This is a genomic window from Burkholderia sp. BCC1977 (assembly GCF_905339595.1).
Lineage (GTDB): Bacteria > Pseudomonadota > Gammaproteobacteria > Burkholderiales > Burkholderiaceae > Burkholderia.
Window position 1 is genome coordinate 1 of the sequence record NZ_CAJPGQ010000040.1, and the last position, 20,358, is coordinate 20,358.

16 protein-coding genes are annotated in these 20,358 nt (G+C 60.8%); 9 read left to right on the top strand and 7 right to left on the bottom strand.

From position 1 onward, the window contains the following. Positions 1–116 precede the first annotated feature (116 nt). The 3 genes from U5771_RS26805 to U5771_RS35640 are packed head-to-tail and all read left to right on the top strand — an operon-like array spanning position 117 to position 2,706. Positions 117–977, top strand: a complete 861-nt coding sequence (locus U5771_RS26805) for a TniB family NTP-binding protein (RefSeq protein ID WP_059517521.1) — start codon at positions 117–119, stop codon at positions 975–977. Beyond that, positions 974–1,942, top strand: coding sequence for a TniQ family protein (locus tag U5771_RS35635; protein ID WP_415859434.1), 969 nt, complete (start codon positions 974–976; stop codon positions 1,940–1,942). The genes U5771_RS26805 and U5771_RS35635 overlap by 4 nt, the downstream gene beginning before the upstream one ends. A gap of 2 nt (positions 1,943–1,944) precedes the next feature. Then, on the top strand, positions 1,945–2,706 hold the full coding sequence (locus tag U5771_RS35640; protein WP_415859435.1) for a TniQ family protein: 762 nt from the start codon (positions 1,945–1,947) through the stop codon (positions 2,704–2,706). Positions 2,707–3,083: 377 nt separating this feature from the next. Here U5771_RS35640 and U5771_RS26810 read toward each other — a convergent pair whose 3' ends face one another. The 6 genes from U5771_RS26810 to U5771_RS26835 form a co-directional block, all read right to left on the bottom strand. After that, on the bottom strand, positions 3,084–3,692 hold the full coding sequence (locus U5771_RS26810; protein ID WP_322026765.1) for an HAD family hydrolase: 609 nt from the start codon (positions 3,690–3,692) through the stop codon (positions 3,084–3,086). A 175-nt stretch (positions 3,693–3,867) separates the two neighbouring features. After that, positions 3,868–4,644: a hypothetical protein gene (locus U5771_RS26815; protein ID WP_322026766.1), complete on the bottom strand. Its 777-nt coding sequence runs from the start codon at positions 4,642–4,644 to the stop codon at positions 3,868–3,870. Next, on the bottom strand, positions 4,641–5,102 hold the full coding sequence (locus tag U5771_RS26820) for a hypothetical protein (RefSeq protein ID WP_322026767.1): 462 nt from the start codon (positions 5,100–5,102) through the stop codon (positions 4,641–4,643). Before U5771_RS26820 ends, U5771_RS26815 begins: the two co-directional genes overlap by 4 nt. An 884-nt stretch (positions 5,103–5,986) precedes the next feature. Continuing rightward, entirely contained in the window at positions 5,987–7,102 is a 1,116-nt protein-coding gene (locus tag U5771_RS26825; protein ID WP_322026768.1) for a hypothetical protein, read from the bottom strand. 34 nt (positions 7,103–7,136) lie between these two features. Then, a complete protein-coding gene (locus U5771_RS26830; protein WP_322026769.1) occupies positions 7,137–8,153 on the bottom strand; it encodes an NAD(P)/FAD-dependent oxidoreductase in 1,017 nt (338 codons plus the stop codon). After that, complete coding sequence (locus U5771_RS26835) at positions 8,137–10,605, bottom strand: hypothetical protein (RefSeq protein WP_322026770.1); 2,469 nt, start codon at positions 10,603–10,605, stop codon at positions 8,137–8,139. Before U5771_RS26835 ends, U5771_RS26830 begins: the two co-directional genes overlap by 17 nt. Positions 10,606–12,064: 1,459 nt before the next feature. Here U5771_RS26835 and U5771_RS26840 point away from each other — a divergent pair. From U5771_RS26840 to U5771_RS26865, 6 genes are all read left to right on the top strand, one after another. Beyond that, positions 12,065–13,531, top strand: a complete 1,467-nt coding sequence (locus U5771_RS26840; protein ID WP_322026771.1) for a carbohydrate porin — start codon at positions 12,065–12,067, stop codon at positions 13,529–13,531. Positions 13,532–13,595: 64 nt separating this feature from the next. Next, positions 13,596–14,729: a hypothetical protein gene (locus U5771_RS26845; protein ID WP_322026772.1), complete on the top strand. Its 1,134-nt coding sequence runs from the start codon at positions 13,596–13,598 to the stop codon at positions 14,727–14,729. 11 nt (positions 14,730–14,740) lie between these two features. Beyond that, complete coding sequence (efeB, locus tag U5771_RS26850) at positions 14,741–16,045, top strand: iron uptake transporter deferrochelatase/peroxidase subunit (protein ID WP_322026773.1); 1,305 nt, start codon at positions 14,741–14,743, stop codon at positions 16,043–16,045. A 62-nt stretch (positions 16,046–16,107) separates the two neighbouring features. After that, positions 16,108–17,142, top strand: coding sequence for an iron ABC transporter substrate-binding protein (locus tag U5771_RS26855; protein WP_322026774.1), 1,035 nt, complete (start codon positions 16,108–16,110; stop codon positions 17,140–17,142). A 2-nt stretch (positions 17,143–17,144) separates the two neighbouring features. Beyond that, complete coding sequence (locus U5771_RS26860) at positions 17,145–18,743, top strand: iron ABC transporter permease (protein ID WP_322026775.1); 1,599 nt, start codon at positions 17,145–17,147, stop codon at positions 18,741–18,743. A gap of 31 nt (positions 18,744–18,774) precedes the next feature. Further along, positions 18,775–19,824 (top strand): ABC transporter ATP-binding protein, encoded by a 1,050-nt coding sequence (locus U5771_RS26865; protein ID WP_322026776.1) that lies wholly within the window; start codon positions 18,775–18,777, stop codon positions 19,822–19,824. 14 nt (positions 19,825–19,838) lie between these two features. On the opposite strand, the gene U5771_RS26870 is transcribed toward U5771_RS26865, so the two are convergent. Further along, positions 19,839–20,354, bottom strand: a complete 516-nt coding sequence (locus tag U5771_RS26870; protein WP_322026777.1) for an SRPBCC family protein — start codon at positions 20,352–20,354, stop codon at positions 19,839–19,841. Positions 20,355–20,358 lie beyond the last annotated feature (4 nt).

Genomic DNA, 20,358 nt, shown 5'->3' on the forward strand with positions numbered 1-20,358 from the left:
GCGGTACCCCATGACCAACCGGGCAGGCTGATAGCGGACGAAGACTTGAGCTATTCAAATCGCTCAATTCCAACATTCGACACCTTCCGGCTCGAAGACGTCTGAGCCGCTTAGCTATGACGTACAGTGAAAAAGCATTGAATGCGCGAAGGGCACTCCATCAGATCGTCGTCAATCATTCGAGCTTTGTTCAAGCACTCGACGGCATCGGACGGGTGATTCAACTCGGCAACGATCTGGGCTCGCCGATCGGCATGTGCCTGATCGCACCCAGTGGCTGCGGGAAGTCATTGCTGATCGACCTTCTGATGAGAAACGCCTGCGGCTGGCCGTTTCTCAACACCCAGTCCGTGCTGGTCGCCGCTCTGAAAGAAGCACCGACTGTCGCCCATGTCCAGTCCGAACTACTCAAGTGCTTCAAATACCCTATCCCAATAAAGGTGTCCGTGAGCACAAATGCAACCGTCAACAACGTTCTCGTCGAGGCTGTCGCTCGAAGAAAGATACAGCTCACCGCAATTGACGAATACCAGCACGTATTCCTCTGTGGCAAGGAAGGTGTAAGACGAGCAATCAATGACTGGCTCAAACGTTATATGACGTTGACAGAGAAACCCGTCCTCTTGACCGGCACTGAGGACCTCTCTGCGCTGGCAACGGCCGACCCGCAAATAAGTACTCGGATCTCTGGAACGTTCCGCCTCATGCCCTTCAAGCACGACGCCGAATGGAAGGGCGTGTTGAAGGCGTATGCAGACAACTGTGACAGCGTCGACCTAGCGCCTCTGCGCAACGAATACTCGCGGGAGCTATATATGGCCAGCCAGGGTGTATTCAGAGCCCTCAAGGGACTCGTCCTGGAAGCAGCGATGATCGCAATTGATGAGGGCGCAGCTGCGGTCAACAAAGGGCATTTGGCCACTGCATTTCTTCGAATTTTTGGACCGGCGTCGACTCGAGAGAATCCGTTCCAGTGAACTTCCCGTACGACAACACCCATCCATATCCATTCTCGGATGACATATTTCCTGACGAGGACGGTGTTGGCTACGCTCTGCGAATGTGCGATGCGAACGCACTATCCTTTCATCTACTCGCTTCGGCGCTGGCGTCCCCGGGCCACTGCTACTTGCCATACAAATCCACACAAGCTCTGGCTTTTATGTTTGGTGGTACTCCCAAGCTCGTCGCGCGGGCACTCGTACGACGCCAGTTTGAGGATGGAATAACAACCGCTGATTATCTCGACCAGACGTTTTTGCGGCCCAAGCATCTACGCCAGACGTGCCCCCAGATATGCCCGTTTTGCTTACACGAAGATCACCGCGCATTGGCCTCGTGGTCTCTCACCATGATGTGTTGCTGCACGAAACACGAAATCTGCCTTGTCGACCGATGTGCGTGCGGCCGACCAATTTCGTGGCGTCGCCGGAGCTTGCTAGTTTGTGAATGTGGCCGAGAATTCTACAACTCTATTCTCAGCCCCCGCTCGGCCCTAAAGGGGGCCCTTGCCGTCTGCAGACAGCTTGAATACTTACTCTGCAGTGCAAATTTTCGACTCCACTCGCCCACGGACGGCGCGCTCAACATCTTCGATGACGTTACTCCGGATGTATTCGTGAGACTCGTGTGGACAATGGGCAGCCTTGATACCCGTTGTGCTGTGTGCAAGCCACGGAGCCTAAGCTCATTCCCGACGTCACTTGAAGTTATGCGGATAGCAGATAACGCGTATCGAGAAATCCAGACATTGCGAACCGGACGACGGGAGATACGCCGAAGCCACTGGCTCCCGCATCTAAAATCCATTTTGGACGATACCGTCACGTTAGCAGAACACAGACTGATCTTGTCGATTGTCGAGAAGATATCGTCACGGCCCACGAACATTCGCAAGCCTCGTCGCGATGCACCCGTACAACTATCTCTATTCGAGGAGTGAGTATGCCGACGACCTCCAACTCTTTATTGCTCGCTCCAGATCCGATCTCAGGGGAGTCGCCTTCATCGTGGCTTCAGCGATTGAGCCTAATGCATGCCGTCAGTACTCGGACGCTCCTGCGCTCCATGGGGATTCGGCATGTAGGAGATCCCGATGTCGACCTTACTCCGCACGTGTATTCAACCCTGGTACAGGGAACAAATGTCTCTGAATCCTGCGTTGAACATCTTGCAGGAATTTATCAGCACGTAAACGAAAAGCGATACCGCGGCATCCTGTTACGCGACGATCAGCGACAGCCAGCGTACAGGTTCTGTCCACAATGTCTCGCCGGGGACGAAGTTCCTTTCCTGCGAGTTAGCTGGAGGTTTTCCGACTGGAAAATCTGCCCGGAACATCACATTCGGATGTGCTATCGATGCGCCACGTGCCTTTCACCGTTGCCGGCTCTGCGTCCACCGCGGCGCTTCTACGTACCCGACTTGAGATGCTGCTCGAATTGTGCTGGCGACCTTACTTTGCATCCGGTAAACCACATAGCAGACGAGGAAACCGCAGCCTTAACGAAAACACAACGGGCTCTTGCAAGTGCCTTCCTGCTTGGCCGCTGCTTCATCAAGGGGAACCCCAACGAACTCCCTCTGCATTACTTGGTAACGCTGATGGACTTAGGTCACGTTGAAGCACACGGAAAGGGTAACTCCCGAACGGCACCGAAATTTCGGTTTTGCCCCAAAAAACGCGACAGGAGGCATCGTCGTTGATGAAACGGTATCCGTTCATTTGACCGTATCGTGCCCGCGAATGCGGTGTGCCAAAGTTACCGGATCTCGATAAAATGCAAACGAAATGGAATAGAACGTGCAGCGACGAAAGCAATACATATCAGTATTTCAGCCGCAAAATCTGGTTTGAACCGGATCTTGGTCTGGATAAAGGCCGGATTCAAATTCATTGTCTGCCCTGGAAACGCCCCGCAACCGGCTCGTCACTTCGGTTAAAGTCGCGCCGATGCGCAAAATTCTAATGCGCGCGCACCGGGCCAAGATACGCCGCGGACGGTCGAAGGAGGTTCGTTCTGGTGACAGGCGATGACTTGAGATGCTTATTCCGTTTCGAAATCGTTTGCTACCCGAAGTTTTCAGCCGTTCGTTGAAGACAATCCCAGGAGGCCGACGAGTTCGTCCAATGTGTTGATGGTCGGCACCGAAATAGATGACTGTCCAGCGCGATCGAGATGGATAGCCCGCATGCCGAACGCGGTAGCTCCCAAGTAGTCGGCAGAAAAAGTGTCGCCAACCATGACGGCCTCACTCGGCGAAACTCCAATTTTCGCGCAGATCACCGAGAAGATGCGAGGGTCGGGTTTCAGACACCCGACCTCAAACGACCACGCGTGCTCTGCGTGGACGGGCAGGATATCCAGCAATCGTTGCGCGTACGGTTCGGCAAGATTCGACACGATCCCAACTTTGATGCCTGCGTCGCGCAGTCTTCCGAGGACCATCATTGCATCTGAGAAAAGACACATGCTGTCGAGTTCTAGGTTCAAATCCGCTTCTAGGGACTCGAGATCTATTGCTGCCGGAGCGAACTCGCCTGCAGCCGCGGAGAGCCCCAAAGGGCGCGTCATTACCGCTTCGAGCATTTTCCGGCGGTCCGAACACAGGCGTGCCAGTTCTGTGAACGGCCGCTTCTTGTATCGCAGTTCACATAACGTTCCGAATGCATCGAATACAACCGCTTCCATAGAGCTCTTCACAATTGACTACGCCCACAAGGCCAAGAACGGGAGAAATATTTGCGCAGCGGACAATCGATGTTCGAAGCGCCACCCGGCAAACTGGGATGCACGATTACCGCTACGGCTTGCAGCTGCCATCACAAAAATGAAGCGTCAGCAAGCATTTCACGTTCGCGGAACCTCACTGGTCCGGTGACAGTTCGATCACCTGCATCGGTGTCACCTTTGCAAAATATAGGTACACGCCCGTCAACAGGCTGCTCTTCCCTCCGAATATTGTCTCGTACCTGATCTGGACTCCCAAGCTAGAAGTGCTCGACAGAAAGGAATAGCCATGTTCGATTCCGCGCCTTTCCGCATGCTTTCTGATCATCTCATCCGGAATGTTAGGTGACGCTCCAACCCCGAGAAGCTCATAGCCATCCGGAATCCGGTTTATCGAAAACCGCACTAGCTCCGAGACCGGCGCCACCGGAATTTTCAGTGCTCCCTTGCGAGAAACCCCAAGGTGACTCAGCATTCCTTTTGGAATCGCGCGACTCGGTGTAAACGATAGTCTGCGTGATGTAGTTTCGCCGATCCGTACTGGTGCCAGGAACAGAATTTTTACATTCTGCGCAGGCAAGTTGCTATCGTTACCGAGTGTCAGCGTTAGATAGTCTTCTTCATCACCGGCCCACATCTCGAGTTCAACGTCTGACAATTTAACTTCGGTTGGATTCGATGCTTCAACGTACCGTTCGATCTTCTTCAGTGAATCCGCGATATTCCCAACCGCCGATAGTTGCGAGCAATATGTCGGCGGAATTTTTGGAATCGAACCATTTACAACGTTCAGAACAACGTTACAACCACCACTGACGATCTGAACATTCTCCGTTTCTGCATTCCCCGCAGACATCGCAGCAGTTGACCAAAATAAAATTACTGGAATGAATAAGTATATTCTTTTAGTCACTTTTCTTTTCCACTCCGATTTGTAACGATGTTGTTTGACCCTCCGACAATTTGAAGATTGTTTGACTGCGCGCCGCTCATACTGATGCCGGCCAACGCTTGGTTCACCGCGTTTGGCACAGCCGCGATAGAGGCTGAGTTCATCTGAACAGCTCCGCGAGAAGATGTTGCTTCCTGTACGGCGGCCGTGTTATCGGCGATCCCAACCCGCGCTGATCGCGAAGTCGACATCGAATATGGGTTTGCGGCACTCAGATAGGAAGTGACGGCGGATGCGATGACAACAATGGCCGAGAGAACTAGAAAAACGTTCGTGACGCGAAACGCGAGCTTTTCATTTGGCCTCTTCAATTTCAGAACGACGCGAGAAATAAACCCCACCATCACCAAGACAAATCCCATCCGGACACCGGAATTGTTTAGATATGGGATCCATAGCCCCAGTTCAATTTCCTTCAAATTTACCCCCAATTGCGCAGCCGCCCAAAAAAATAGTCCAAAGATACATTATCGGACAGATTCGAGAATTATTTAGTCACCTTAACATAAATTTACCGCAAATTTGCATGATCATTGAAATGGAACGGTCGTTGCCGCAAACACATGCTACCAATGTAGATCAGTCTATGCATATCGCATATTCACCATGACAGCCGCATAGCCGAGTCTTGTACTGGAACGGGGGCGGTTGCGGACTCAACCGGTTGATGCACCGAATTAGTGAAGTCGCTCCAATGCCGTGTCGATGTTCAGTGTCTTTCGAGGAGCGTTCGTTGAGCCATCTAGCTACGGCGTTGAGCTTTGCCAACGATTAGACCGAGAAATCGGTACCTTTAGGGATGTACTGTCTCAGGATCAGAACGCTATGCATCAAAAGTAACTCACATGACTCTCGCGGCAGTCTTTATCCGAAGAATACAGCTTCGTTAAAACATGTAACACGTGGTCGAACAACACGGCATCTACCGAGTCTACTGAGTGAGGCGTCTTGACTTCAACAAGTCGAGCGCCGCAAGCTACAGTGAACTTGAAACAACCGCTTCACCCCATAAAGCAGGCGGGACATATTCGCATCACCAAGCTAAATCTCGATCACTAGCCAATCGAAATGATGACCTGTGTACGCAGTAGGAGGCGACGATTGTCTTAAAGTCTGCGGCTGAGCGAGAAGGGCGCGGAACGTCAGCGAAAAGTGGCGAAACGTTCCGGGGCTTGATTTCACTACCGTGTCACTCTGAGCCAATCAAACGGATAAACTGGTTCATGTATGGCATTCGCGCTAGCCAAATGCTTCAACACGACTTCCCGCTGGCACACTGCAACGTTGCCCGACAGCCAACAGCTTAAGTAATCACCACGCGATTGTTTAGCAGTGCCACATCGAAATGGATGAAATCTGAAATTTCTATTTCCGCACTATCGCCATTTTCAACGATCACGTGATACCGCGGCGGACTCTGGTCGCGATGAATCAAAGGATCGGGAGGTGGTTGCTTGTAGGCACCCGAGGGGGGCAGCCAGACTAAGTGATACGCGTTGTCCACAAACGCTACCTTTCGCATGAACTTCGGGGAGACATCGATAATCCTCTTCTCTGGAATCGAAATAAGCACCGTGCCATTAAAGTGCTGACCGGTCCAGAACGCCGGTATCGTCTTCAACTTGGCGACAGAATGAAAGCTAGGTGCACCAACAAGGTTGCTATCGATGAACACGTCATCCGCATCGCCATATACAAGATACTGCAATCCTTCAGGATAATCGGCGTCGGGGTCAATCTGATGGAAGTGAAGGACCTCATCAATGCGAACAGGAACATTCGCTTCAAGGCCAGGCACCGGAATTCCCTCAGGATGATCCAATGGGTAATACTCAACTTGGCATAGTGGCATGTCGGCAGTTTTCCCTGTGCCGATGTCCGGTAGAGACAAGTGATCGTGAAGGATTTGCACCTGTCCAGCCCCAAAGGTTGATTCCCGTAATTTCTCGTAGATGGCCGCGTGCGCCGGGTTTACGAAGTGACTGCGCAAAATGACCTGGAAACGATGACGCTCGTCTGCAATCACCGGTGTGTGTGTCATATAGAGTCTTGCGCCCGAACGGCCGCCTGTCACGAATCCGTGAAAGTGCTGTAGGCCACCGTGCACAGGCATACCCGGCATATCGCCCTTGCGGCTGTCAGCAGGCGGTGGCGCCGGAACGCCTACGGCTACCGCCCCTGTCATGCCGGCATGAAAACGACATTGGTAGTTGAATATACCCCGCTGACCGAACCATACGGGGCTCGAAACCTCGCCCGTGGCCAGCGGTCCCACATTGAAGTAAAAACTGGCATCAGGGTCGGTCTCAACTGTGTGAGGCACCGGATCTAGGTTTCTCCATACTATGTACGCCCCTATAGGCACCTCCAGCGACGGAAACGCAGACCCGGAGATGTCAGCAATTATCGTCTTCGGCATGATCGACCCTCATTGGACTAACGGAATTGGATACTTATCGCGGTGGACGATTCCATCCAGAGTCGAGTTGACGGTATAGGGTATTAAGACGAACGACGTCCCCCTTCCACCAGGACTCGAGCCAGCGAACGTAACGCGCGGCTCCTTCATAAGCACTAAGGCCAACAAGCACAGCGCTAGCCTGGTAGGCCGCCATCATTCCGGACATCGCCGCCTTGAGCACGCCGTGTGAAGAAGCCGGATCCAAAACCGCTGCAGCATCTCCGCAGACAAAGTAGTGAGAACCCGCCGGCATGAAAAGTCGCTTCCAGGTTACGTCCGCACCAAGAGTTCGACCGACATCAAGCAAATCGGCGAGCGAATCTGGCTTGCCTCGCTGATGACCAGACCAGTTCAAGCGCGCCCAGGCAAGGCGTGTTGGAGAGACACGAGCACTCCACCACCATCCCGTCACGTCACCAGACAAATGGGGTCGGCAATCAGTCCATGTTTTTGGCGGAATACAGTAGCCGTATCGCGCGCGTAACGGTGGTGATGCGATTTCGTAGTCGAGGCGCAGCTTTCGCCCTATCCAATTCGCCTGGCCGGATGCGTCGATAACGTAGCGTGCGATCACAACACCTTGACTGGTCGATACTGCCGCCAATCCATCCCCGAAGCGTATATCCAACGCCCGACAAGGCTGCAAGACTACTACGCCGAGCTCTCGTGCTCTTGCTATCAGGATCGCATCGAGATCGCCACGATCAATCTGGTAGCCCAGCCATTCGCCGGTACCGGAGCGGCCAAACGCTGTCGCTTCACGCTGCCCCCCCCAATTGACCACAATGCCGGCAAAGCGGCATGTACACGCCGCCTCCACCGAATCGAGCACGCCAAGTTGCCTGAATATGGATTCAACGCCGGGATGCAGCGTTTCGCCAGGCCGCGCGCGTGGAAAGGCCGAACGCTCAACCAGCACTACGGATCTGCCGGACAGCGCTGCCCAGATGGCTGCGGATGTGCCCGCCGGCCCGCCGCCAACTACCGCAATGTCAGTGACGGAAATCATGAGCGGTCCAAGTACCGGAGTTATCGCGGATAAATACCTGGGTTGGGTCGGCGAACACCAAGTGCAAGGAACTATACTTGACCCGAATCTTCATGAAGTCTTCGGGGTCGATTACCCCCTGATTAGCATGACTAATCATCACATATCGATAGATGTATCGCGTATTAATCCGCCGTCCGGTGGCATTCAGCGCCTCTACGAGATCAGTGTCAGTATCGACGGCAAACTGGAAGGAAAGCACCGACCACGTCAGTTTCTCCTCATGTTTCATCACGCCGAGGGCACTATAGACCATAGCCATGGTGAGCGTTCTGGCAACATAGTCCTCCATGGTCGTCTGGCCAATCATTGAGATATCAAAGCCTCGATTTAAGGCTGTCTCCACATAATCGGCGTAAGCGAGTGCAATGTATTCGACAAAATTGTCCGCTTCGTGGAGTATGGGACCTTTTAATCCGTCCCATGGGGCTGCGGTCCCAAGCCCGATGACATCATCTGTCAACGGGGTGGATGTCACGTAGTTACGCCCAGGGGAAAAAGTACGCGTAATATCGGGCGCCGCGGCGGGCCAGAACGCGCTAAGAGCCGCACACAGCTTGCTGTCTTCCATAAAGGGCGAACCGAGACCGTAGTTCGCGAGAAAGCTCACGCCTGGCTCCAGAAGCGAACTGGCGTCGTCCGGAGACACCTCCGAACTACGATCAAATGAAATATCCCAACCGGGGGCAAACACCCCTGCGGCGGAATCAGGAAGCATAGACACAGTCCGACGGTCGGGCGCCACGATCCTGGTCGCGCACGCCTGGCCTGATCCAAATGTGCCAACAATAGCGGTCATCGTGTCGTCGTGAGAATCAAAGCCGGCACCATCGAGTTGCAAATTCGCCGCGATACGCTGATCAGACAGGGCCTGCGGAAGACCAGAACCGGGAGAGTCCCACAGCAGACTAAGGACTGAAGGAAGAACACATTGGGAAGTCCACTGCATTAACGCCGTTTGATTAACAAACGGGAAAAAGTGCGGTGCCGTCACGAGTGAATAGGCTGGCAGGCGATTCGGGAGGTCTAACGCGATTTGATTGCATTCAACGTCGATCCAACCGTCCCCGGTATAGTCAACGTAGTGTTGTGCCCTGTATCCGCCTTTCTGGATCAATTCGATGAGGTCAGGCGACCTGTTGAGGTCGACGAGGTCTCCGTTGTCGTCAATCTTGTGGCGTGCATGTAGATACTCTGGTGCTGTTCGTGCTCCACTGGGACGTGCCTTCAGGTTGAAGCTAGACTGATAAACGCCCCAAAGTCCATTGCCGTCAGCAGAGGGCGGAACTATGTATGTCAATTGGTCCCCGTCGAATTCTGCTGGCTCGGCGAGATGCTCGTGAGGGACGGGACACAGCAGCCATCCGCCATGATCAGCCAAAGCCGAAAATTCGGCGATACCGTCGTGGAAGATAAACGGGGGCTTACTTAGCGATGGCTCCGTCCACCCACCACTGTGTCCACCTGACAGAAACCGCAGATGTGTACGACGGATCTTTTCATTGACGTGCGATGCAGAGAGCCTTACCTCTATATCGCGGCCACGTATGCAGTTGTCCCCAGAAAAGAGCTTGTGCAGTGGGACCCAGAACATTCGGTTTTCGTCACCCGGGTCACTGCCTAGAAGCACGGAATAACGCGACGTGAGACCACCGTCAAACTGGCCGTTGGAAGAAGGCGCGGGTGATTGATCTTCCGTCGCTGAATGGAATCTTAAGGGGCCGTGGGTATCTTTAGATCCCGGTACCAGCGCCGCAATGAACGGAGCATACCGACAAGGAAGCGCACGAATCTGCGTACCGTCCTCGTCAACAAAGGGCAAAAATCCTCGTGCGGAATCGAGATACTTTGCCGGGGTTGTTCCCACTCTGGCTATCCCGGTTCGAGAGAACACCAGATCGGCATGCCGTTGGTGAACGGTGCCTATTGCATTACGATATTCAAATGCGAACACAACGATAGCGAGGCGCGCATTTTTGGCACGCACGCGAAGATCCTCAATGGACGGAGGATCCAGCGCGTACACATAGTTTTCGACTGCTTCGATCTCAGCCAGTGTTGGATAACCCTCCAGCGGGTCGTTGCTCATGTTGCGCTTAGTAACGGAAGGGGAAGCAAAGGCGTGGTATAGGAGGCTTCGAGCAGGCCAGCCTGGCTCTACCGCTTGTGCGCCCTCAAGGGCAAAGTCCTCAAAACCGGGGATGGTGCGATCTATATGAGGGAGCCGCTTCGTGAACTCCCCTGCAAGATCTGCTGCTTCGATGTTCAGACCGTGATGAGCGAAGAGTTCCGACCAGCCCAGAGGGGCGAGACGTTGAAGTGCTGCCGTGACTGTTGCGAGCAAATCCCGTCCCGCGCCGTACAACTCGTGGCTGGCGGCTTGAACAAAGTCACCTGGATAGCCTTTCGACATGCTCCACCCCTCGACTTAATGCAATTTTGTTCGAAATCGGATGTTAGTGGCCATCAGATCGACGACTTACTTGCGCATGCTCGCAACACTCTTGGCAACAAGGCAGCAGCAATTCCAGCTATACATGATTGCTTTTCCTTCGAATATCGAGAACTTCACGCAAAGCGAATCAAACTGACCGGCACGATCGTCTGCGATCAACGCATTGCCTGCCATATAGTCCGGTGGGCTTACACCGGACGGGATCAAATACCTAGGCGGAGATGACATTTCCAAATCACCACAGAGTGCCAATTCACAGAAACATGCATCGACGTACGGTAGCACTCAGGTCATCCTTGCTTGGAAGTCTGCCCGGTGGACGAACAATCCTCTCTCGTTGACAGGACGACGGAGCGCCGTCATCTGAACATAGAACATTGGGCGGAATTAACAAGGCGCTAGTGGCGGGTCAGGTCGCCCGGAGACCTGACATTTCGAGGTCCAGCAGTTGTCTCCTTGCACCGCCGAAGCCGCGACCGTCTTAAACGGCTCCTCCGGACTGAATGCGGAAATTAAGTCGATCAAACTGCACAGCCTCCAACGCCAGCCGAGAGTGACCACAGTCGCCCCTCAACTGCTTCGCCGTAGCGCAAAGTCAACCGGGGTTTACGATGTGCAACGACAGTTTGTCGAGGCATGCCGAAAAATGGTTCGTCAGCCGTTCCAACGTCTCTTGGGTTCTGACGGCAAGTCCGCTATTACGTTTTCAGGAGAAACGTCCTCATTTCGGAACTACCCCTATACTCACGGACGACATGTCAGAAAGTTCAACGTTGAATGAACCAGGCGCCGGAGAATTCAAAGTTAAAGAAGTCAGCAGTTCAACGTTCGATGGGTTGGCCGCGCCGAAGTCCCCGTAGCGCCGCGGATATCAGTTCAACGCTGAATGAATCTCGACAGCAGCGGGAAAACGACCCGGAAACAGCATAAATCCCTTTAAAAACAATATCCTGGTAAAGCCCGGCCGACACAATCAGCGCTCGAACCGCGCCGCGAAATTCATTCAGCCCCGTTTGGACACCGGGTAAGCACGGAGTTCCGGCGACCGGCGGCATCGCATGAAAAAACCTGCGCGGACGTCGATTCCGCCTGCCGCGGCGCCCCGCTTCGCGCATGCCGCGCGACCGTCGCGCCCCGCTTCGCGCAACCCTCGATCCGCATCGAACCATTCAATTTCATTACGCCGATATTTACGGTTTGCTTCGCCGCCAAACACGCGCGAAACCCCATCCGTAAGGCCTCCCATTACATTCAGTAATCTTGATGCGAATCATTCTCGTTTACATTGACTTTCGCATTTGAGACTCCTACGATGCGCCGCGTTGCGTTCATCTTCATGCGCCGGCCGATCCGTGCCGGGCGCCCGGACATCGAACGACAAGCAGGACTCCAAACCAATTAGAACCAGGGATTTGATATGAAGTTTGCGTCGTTCCACGGAGACAGCGTCCGCTCGCGGATGCGCCCCGCCGCCTGCGCGGCCGTCCTCGCGTGCGCATCGCTCGCGAGCGGTGCCGCGTTCGCCGACACGCCGGTCGACGCGCAACCCGAGGCGCCCGAGGCCGACCTTGCGATCCAGGCGAAGCCGACCAACCTGCTGACCGGCATCTGGACCCGCCAGAACCTGCTCGGCGACATGGGCGGCATCCGCCCGTGGCTCGGCAAGTACGGCGCGACGCTGCAGATCACCGAAACCAGCGAATACCTCGCGAACCTGCGCGGCGGCCTGAACCGTGGCGGCACGTACGACGGCCTGACGACGGCCACGCTGACGGTCGATACGCAGAAGGCGATCGGCCTGCCCGGCGGCACGTTCAACGTCAGCGCGCTGCAGATCCACGGCCGCAACCTGAGCACGGCGAACCTCGGCACGCTCAACACCGCGAGCGGCATCGAGGCGCAGGACACGACGCGCCTGTGGGAGCTGTGGTACCAGCAGTCGTTCCTCGACAAACGCGTCGACGTGAAGATCGGCCAGCAGAGCCTGGACCAGGAGTTCATGGTCAGCACGTACGCGAACACGTTCGTCAACACGATGTTCGGCTGGCCCGCGCTGCCGTCGTACGACCTGCCGAACGGCGGCCCCGCGTATCCGCTCGCCGGCCTCGGCGTGCGCGTGCGCGGCCAGATCACGCCGAAGCTCACCGCGCTCGCGGGCGTGTTCGACGGCGATCCGCTCGGCAACAACCCGAACAACCTGAGCGGCACGAACTTCAACCTGCACAACGGCGCGCTCTATATCGGCGAGCTGCAGTACGCGCTGAACCAGCCGTCCGACGGCGAGATGGACACGGGCCGCTCGAGCGGGCTGCCGGGCACCTACAAGATCGGCGTCTGGTATCACAACGGCCGCTTCGCGGACCAGAACGTCGGCACCGACGGGCTGTCGCTCGCGGATCCGGCATCGAACGGCAACGCGCAGCAGCACCACGGCAACTACAGCTTCTACGCGGTGGCCGACCAGATGATCTGGCGCCCCGACCCGACCGGCGCGAAAAGCCTCGGCGTGTTCGCGCGCGTGATGGGCGCGCCGGGCGACCGCAATCTCGTGAGCTTCGCGGCCAACGCGGGCATCGTGCTGAAGGCGCCGTTCGAAGGCCGCGACAACGACAGCGTCGGCCTCGCCGTCACGTACATCCAGGTCGGCAGCCACGTGACCGACCTCGACCGGGCCGCGCGGTCGTTCGCGACCGGCCCGTACGGCGTGCGCACCCGCGAGACGACGCTCGAGGCGACCTACCAGTACCAGGTCAACCCGTGGTGGGTGATCGCGGCCGACGCGCAGTACACGTTCAATGCGGGCGCCGGCCAGAACCCGAGCGACCCGACCCAGCCGCTGCGCAACACGTTCGTGCTCGGCGCGCGCACGACCATCACGTTCTGATCGCCGCCCACGCTACCCGTTTTTCGCGCGCCGCCCCGGCGGCGCGTCCCCAGGAGAGACCCAGATGATCCAATCCGCCCCGCTTCGCCGCCTCGCGACGGGCGCGCTGGCCGCCGCCGCGCTGACGGCCGCCGCCGGCGCGTTCGCCGAGCCGCAAGGCTTCCTCGAGACGGTGCATCGCCACACGCTGCTCGTCAACACGGTGCCCGACAACGGCGACCAGAACCCGTACGCGATCGCGGTCGCGCCGGTGTCGGCCGGCACGATCCAGGCGGGCGACGTACTCGTCGACAACTTCAACAACGCGGCGAACCTGCAGGGCACCGGCAGCACGATCGTCGACTACCGCCCGTCGACGAAACAGCTGAGCCTGTTCGCGACGATCCCGCGCGACCTGAAGGCGTGCCCCGGCGGCGTCGGCCTGTCGACCGCGATGACGATGCTGAAGTCGGGCTGGGTGATCGTCGGCAGCACGCCGAGCAACGACGGCACGACCGGCACGAAGGGCGCCGGCTGCCTGATCGTGCTCGATCCGCAGGGCAAGGTCGCGTCGACATGGTCGAGCCCGAACATCAACGACCCGTGGGGCAACATGGCCGTCGTCGACCGCGGCGACAGCGCGACGCTGTTCGTCAGCATGGCCGGCTTCGGCGTCGGCGGCGCGGACGGCAACCCGCCCGTCTACAAGCAGGCGACCGTGCTGCGTCTCGACCTCGACGTGCCGGCCGGCAAGCCGCCCGCGATCAAGCAGGAAACGGTGATCGCGAGCGGCCTCGGCGCCCAGGCCGACAAGGGCGTGTTCCTGGTCGGCCCGACGGGCCTCGCGCTGTCCGGCGACCAGAAGAAGCTGTATGTGTCGGACGCGATCGGCAACCGGATCGTCGAGATCGACGACCCGCTCACGCGCGACACGAGCGCCGGCGTCGGCCGGCAGGTGACGGCCGACGGCTTCCTGCGCCGCCCGCTCGCGCTCGCGACCACGCCGAACGGCCATCTGCTCGCGACCAACGCGCTGAACGGCCAGATCGTCGAGATCGACCCGGCCGCCGGCAAGCAGCTGTACGCGCGCTGGATCGACACCGACAAGGCGCAATCGCCGCCCGGCAACGGCGACCTGTTCGGGATCGCGATGACGCCGGCCGGGGACGGCTTCTATTACGTCCAGGACGACGTCAACACGCTGATGCTCGCGAAGTAACGGAGCCGACCATGGCAGACGATCTGAACCCGCCGTCGCGCCCCGCGCGCCGCGGCTTCCTGAAGGCCGGCGGCGCGGCGGTGGCCGCGGGCCTCGCCGCGGGCACGATGCCGGCCGCGCGCGCAGCCGACGCGGCCGCCCCGGCCCCGGTCCCACACGCGCACGACGACGACATCGAGCCGTTCTACGGCAAGCACCAGGGCGGCATCACGACGCCGCAACAGCGCAACGCGTATTTCGCGGCGCTCGACCTCACGACCGACCGGCGCGCGGACGTGATCGCGCTGTTGAAGACGTGGACCGACGCGGCCGCGCGCCTGACGCGCGGCGACACCGCGCAGCCGCTGCCGGCGAGCGGCGCAGACGACGTCGCACCGGCCGACTCGGGCGATGCGCTCGGCATCGGCGCGGCGCGGCTGACCGTCACGTTCGGCTTCGGGCCCGGCCTGTTCGCGCTCGCGGGCAAGGACCGCTACGGCCTCGCGAAGCGGCGCCCGGCCGCGCTCGTCGACCTGCCGCGCTTCAACGGCGATCAGCTGATTCCGGAGAAGACCGGCGGCGACCTGTTCATCCAGGCCTGCGCGAACGACGCGCAGGTCGCGTTCCACGCGGTGCGCCAGCTCGTGCGGCTGGGCGGCAAGGCCGTGCAGATGCGCTGGGGCCAGGCCGGCTTCACGTCCGGCAAGCCGGGCGAGACGCCGCGCAACCTGATGGGTTTCAAGGACGGCACGATGAACCCGTCGCGCGACGATCCGGCCGCGATGAACGAATTCGTGTGGGCCGGCAACGAAGGCCCCGCCTGGATGAACGGCGGCACCTACACGGTCGTGCGCCGCATCCGCATCACGCTCGAACACTGGGACAACACCGAGCTCGGCTTCCAGGAGCAGGTGTTCGGCCGCAGGAAGTACAGCGGCGCGCCGCTCGGCGGAAAAGAGGAATTCGAAGCACTCGATCTCGATGCGGTCGACAAGGACGGCAATGCGGTGATCCCTGACAACGCGCATGCGCGCCTCGCGTCGCCGCAGTTGAACCACGGCGCGCAGATCCTGCGCCGCGCGTATTCGTACAACGACAGCGCGAACTTCTACATCGAGCGCTGGCCGCCGTGGCGCCAGCAGACCGAATACGACGCGGGGCTGATGTTCGTCGCTCACCAGCGCGACCCGCGCCACGGCTTCATCCCGATCAACGAGAAGCTCGCGAAGCTGGACATCATGAACCAGTTCACCACGCACGTCGGCAGCGCGATCTTCGCGTGCCCGCCGGGCGCGCAACCGGGTTCATACATCGGCGCCGCGCTGTTCGAAGCATGACGGCGCGACGACGTCCGACGCACTCCTTGCCGGCCCGTCCGGATGCAACCTACGACCACGACATGAACACTTCACCCGTTAGCCGCCCGCTGCGGCATCTGATCTCCGCGGCCGCCGCCGCGCTCATGCTGACCGGCGCGCTGCATGCGATGCCGGCGCATGCCGCCACGCTCACGCTGTACAACGCGCAGCACGAGCAGGTCGTCAACCAGCTCGTCAAGGACTTCGAGGCACAGAGCGGCATCGCCGTGAAGGTGCGTTCGGGCGAAGGCCCGGCGCTCGCCGCGCAGCTCGTCGCGGAAGGCGACCGCACGCCGGCCGACGTGTACTTCACCGAGAACTCGCCCGAACTCGTGCTGCTCGATCACAAGGGCCTGCTCGCGAAGACCGACGGCGCGGCGCTGCAGGCGGTACCCGCCCGCTTCAACCCGGCTGACGGCAACTGGGTCGGCGTGCTCGCGCGCGAGAACGTGCTCGTCTACAACACCGCGAAAACCCAGCCGCAGCAACTGCCCGCGTCGCTGCTCGACCTCGCGAAACCCGAATGGAAGGGCAAGGTCGGCATCGCGCCGAGCGACGCCGACTTCCTGCCGGTCGTGAGCGCGGTGCTCGCGCTGCACGGCGAGGCCGCGACGCTGCAATGGCTGAAGGGCCTGAAAACCAACGCGCAGATCTTCGACGACGACGAAGGCGTGACGGCGGCCGTCAACCGCGGCGGCGTCGTGACCGGCATCATCAACAACTACTACTGGGACCGCCTGCACACCGAACTCGGCGACAAGTCGACCCGCAGCGCGATCCACCACTTCGGCAACGGCGACGTCGGTGCGGCCGTCAACGTGTCGGGCGCGGCGGTGCTGAAGGCCTCGAAGCACCAGCCGGAAGCGCAGAAGTTCGTCGAGTATCTCGTCAGCGAGCGCGCACAGAAGCTGATGGCCGGCGGCCATGTCAGCTTCGAATATCCGCTGCGCCCCGGCGTCGCGCCCGATCCGATCCTGAAGCCGTTCAACGAACTGCACCCGCCGGCGCTGACGTTCGATCAGCTCGGCGACGACAGCCAGGCCGGCAAGCTGCTGCGCCAGGCCGGCCTGCTCTGACGATGAGCGACGCCGTGTCCCGCACGGCGCGCGCCACGCGCGACGGCGAACGCGCCGCGACCCGGCGGCGCCCGTCGCACGCACTCGTCGCCGCCGCCGCGTGCGGGCCGCTCGCGATCCTGCTGCCGCTCGGCTTCACGCTGTATCGCGCGGCGACCTTCGGCTTCGACGACGCGATCGAGCTGTTGTGGCGGCCGCTCGTCGGCGAACTGCTCGTCAACACGCTGTCGATCACGCTGGCCGCCACCGTCGCATGCGCGCTGCTCGGCACGGCGCTCGCGTGGTTCATCGAACGCACCGACCTGCCGGCGCGACCGCTGTGGACCGCCCTCGCCGCCGCGCCGCTCGCGGTGCCGCCGTTCATCACCAGCTACGCGTGGGTGTCGCTGAGCCTCGACCTGCAGGATTTCACCGGCGCGCTGATCGTGCTGACGTCCGCGTACTTTCCGCTCGTCTACCTGCCGGTGGCCGCCGCGTTGCGCGAGCTCGATCCCGCGCTGGAGGAAAGCGCGCGCACGCTCGGCTGCTCGCCGTGGCATACCTTCTTGCGCGTCGTGCTGCCGCAGCTGCGCCCCGCGCTGTGCGGCGGCATGCTGCTCGTCGCGCTCGGCGTGCTGTCCGAGTTCGGCGCGTTCCAGTTGCTGCGCTTTCGCACGTTCACGACCGAGATCTACGCGGAATACCGCACCGCGTTCGACGGCAGCGGCGCCTCGCTGCTCGGCTGCGTGCTGATCGCGCTGTGCCTGCTGTGCCTCGCGATCGAGGCGCGCGCGCGCGGCCATGCACGCTACGATCATACGCATCGCGCCGCACGCCGGGTCGCGATGCGTTATCCGCTCGGACGCCTGCGCGGCCCCGTGGTCGCGGCGTGCGCGGCGCTGTCGGCCGCCACGCTCGGCGTGCCGCTCGCGATGATCGGTTACTGGCTCACGCAACAGGGCGTGGCCGCGGTCACGCCGGCCGACGTCTCGCCCGAGCTGCTGTGGCAGACCACGCTCGCCTCGGCCGGCTACGGCCTCGCGGCGGCGGCCGTCACGACCCTGCTCGCGCTGCCGCTCGCGTTCCTGCTGGTGCGTCATCCGGGCCGCGTCGCGACGCTGCTCGAGCGCACGGCGATGACCGTGCAGGGCGTGCCGGGCATCGTCGTCGCGCTCGCGATCGTGTCGATCACGGTGCGGCTGCTGCAGCCGCTGTATCAGAGCGCGCCGGCGCTGGTCGCCGCGTACGCGATCCTGTTCCTGCCGCTCGCGATCGTGAGCGTGCGTGCCGCGCTGTCGCACGTGCAGGTCCGGCTCGAGGAAACCGCGCGCGCGCTCGGCCTCGGCTGGCGCGCGACGCTCACGCGCGTGGTGCTGCCGCTCGCGGCGCCCGGTCTCGGCGCGGCCGCGACGATGGTGTTCATCTCGGTCGTGACGGAACTGAATGCGACGCTGCTGCTGTCGCCGATCGGCACCCGCACGCTCGCGACGCAGGTCTGGAGCGACACGGCGACGCTCGCGTTCGCGGCCGCGGCGCCGTATGCGGCGCTCCTCGTCGCGTTGTCGCTCGGCGCATCGGGGCTCCTGTTCCTGCTGCTCGGCCGCGCGTCGGTGCGCCGCTGAGCGTGCCGCCCTCTCTTCCCCGGAACCGCTCATGAGCGAACTACGCATCCACGGCCTGTCGAAATCGTTCGGATCGCATACCGTCCTGCACGACATCGATCTCACGGTGCGGCGCGGCGCGCGGCTCGCGCTGCTCGGCCCGTCCGGCAGCGGCAAGACGACGCTGCTGCGCGTGCTGTGCGGCTTCGAGCACGCCGAGCGCGGCACCGTCGAAATCGACGGCCGGCGCGTGGCCGCACCCGGCCTGCACCTGCCGCCCGAACGGCGCCGGATCGGCTACGTGCCGCAGGAAGGCGCGCTGTTTCCGCATCTGTCGGTGGCCGACAACATCGCGTTCGGGCTGCCGCGCGCGGCGCGCCGGCGCCATCATCGCGTCGACGCACTGCTCGAGATGGTCGGACTGCCCGCGTCGTACGCGAGCCGCGTGCCGCAGCAGCTCTCCGGCGGACAGCAGCAGCGCGTCGCGCTGGCGCGCGCGCTCGCGCCCGAACCGTCGCTCGTGATCCTCGACGAGCCGTTCTCCGCGCTCGACACGTCGCTGCGCCACGAAACGCGCAGCGCGGTCGCCGATGCGCTCGCCGCGGCGGGCGCGACGTCGGTGCTCGTCACGCACGACCAGCCCGAGGCGATGACGCTCGGCGACGAGGTCGCGGTGCTGTGGCAGGGCCGGCTCGTGCAGACGGCTGCGCCGCAGACGCTGTACCGGCAGCCCGTCACGCGCGACGTCGCGTCGTTCGTCGGGCAGGCCGTGCTGCTCGCGGGCCGCGTGCACGACGGACGCATCGCCTGCGCACTCGGCGAGCTGCCGCTCGTCGCGCCGCTGCCCGACGGGCCGGCCGACGCGATGCTGCGTCCCGAGCAGATCGGCATCGTGCCCGCCGCGCACGCCGATGCCGTGCGCGGTCATGCCGCGCGCGTCGAGGCCACGCAGTTCGCCGGGCAGGACGCGGACGTGCTGGTGCGCCTCGACGCCGATGCCGACGTGCTCGTGCGCGCGCGCGTGCCGGGACATCGGTGTCCGGCGCCCGGCGAGCGCGTCGCGCTCGTCGTCGACGGTGCGGTGATGGCGTACGCGCGGTGACGGACGCGCGACGATCAGGCGTCGGCGCAGCCGGCGCCGTCGACGGGCCGGAAGATCCGGCCGTCGGTTTCGACTTCGGCGCCCAGCCGGCGCGCGAGACCTTTCGCGCCTTCGCGCATCACGACGTCGTGATTCCAGACGAACAGCGGGCGCGCGACCGGCTCCAGCCAGTTCATCCAGCGCTCGCGCGTGCGGATGTGCCAGTCGTAGCGCACGACGGTGCACGTGCCGTCGTCGGCAAACGACCAGCAGCCGTCGCCTTCGATCGCGCCGCTCGCACGGCCTTCGAGCACATGCGGCCACTCGACGCGCAGCACGCGCATGTCGAACGTCAGCCGGTACGGCAACGCGCCTTTCCACGTGTAGCGCTGCAGCGCGCCGACGCCGCACGCGTCGCCGCGCTCGATCTCGACGGTCCGCACGGCGCCCTTCCACCAGTCGGGCCAGCGGTCGACCTGGTAGATCGCGTCCCAGACCGCCGCGAGCGGCGCGTCCACGCGCCATGTCGTCGAAAACCGGTATTCCGCCATGCAG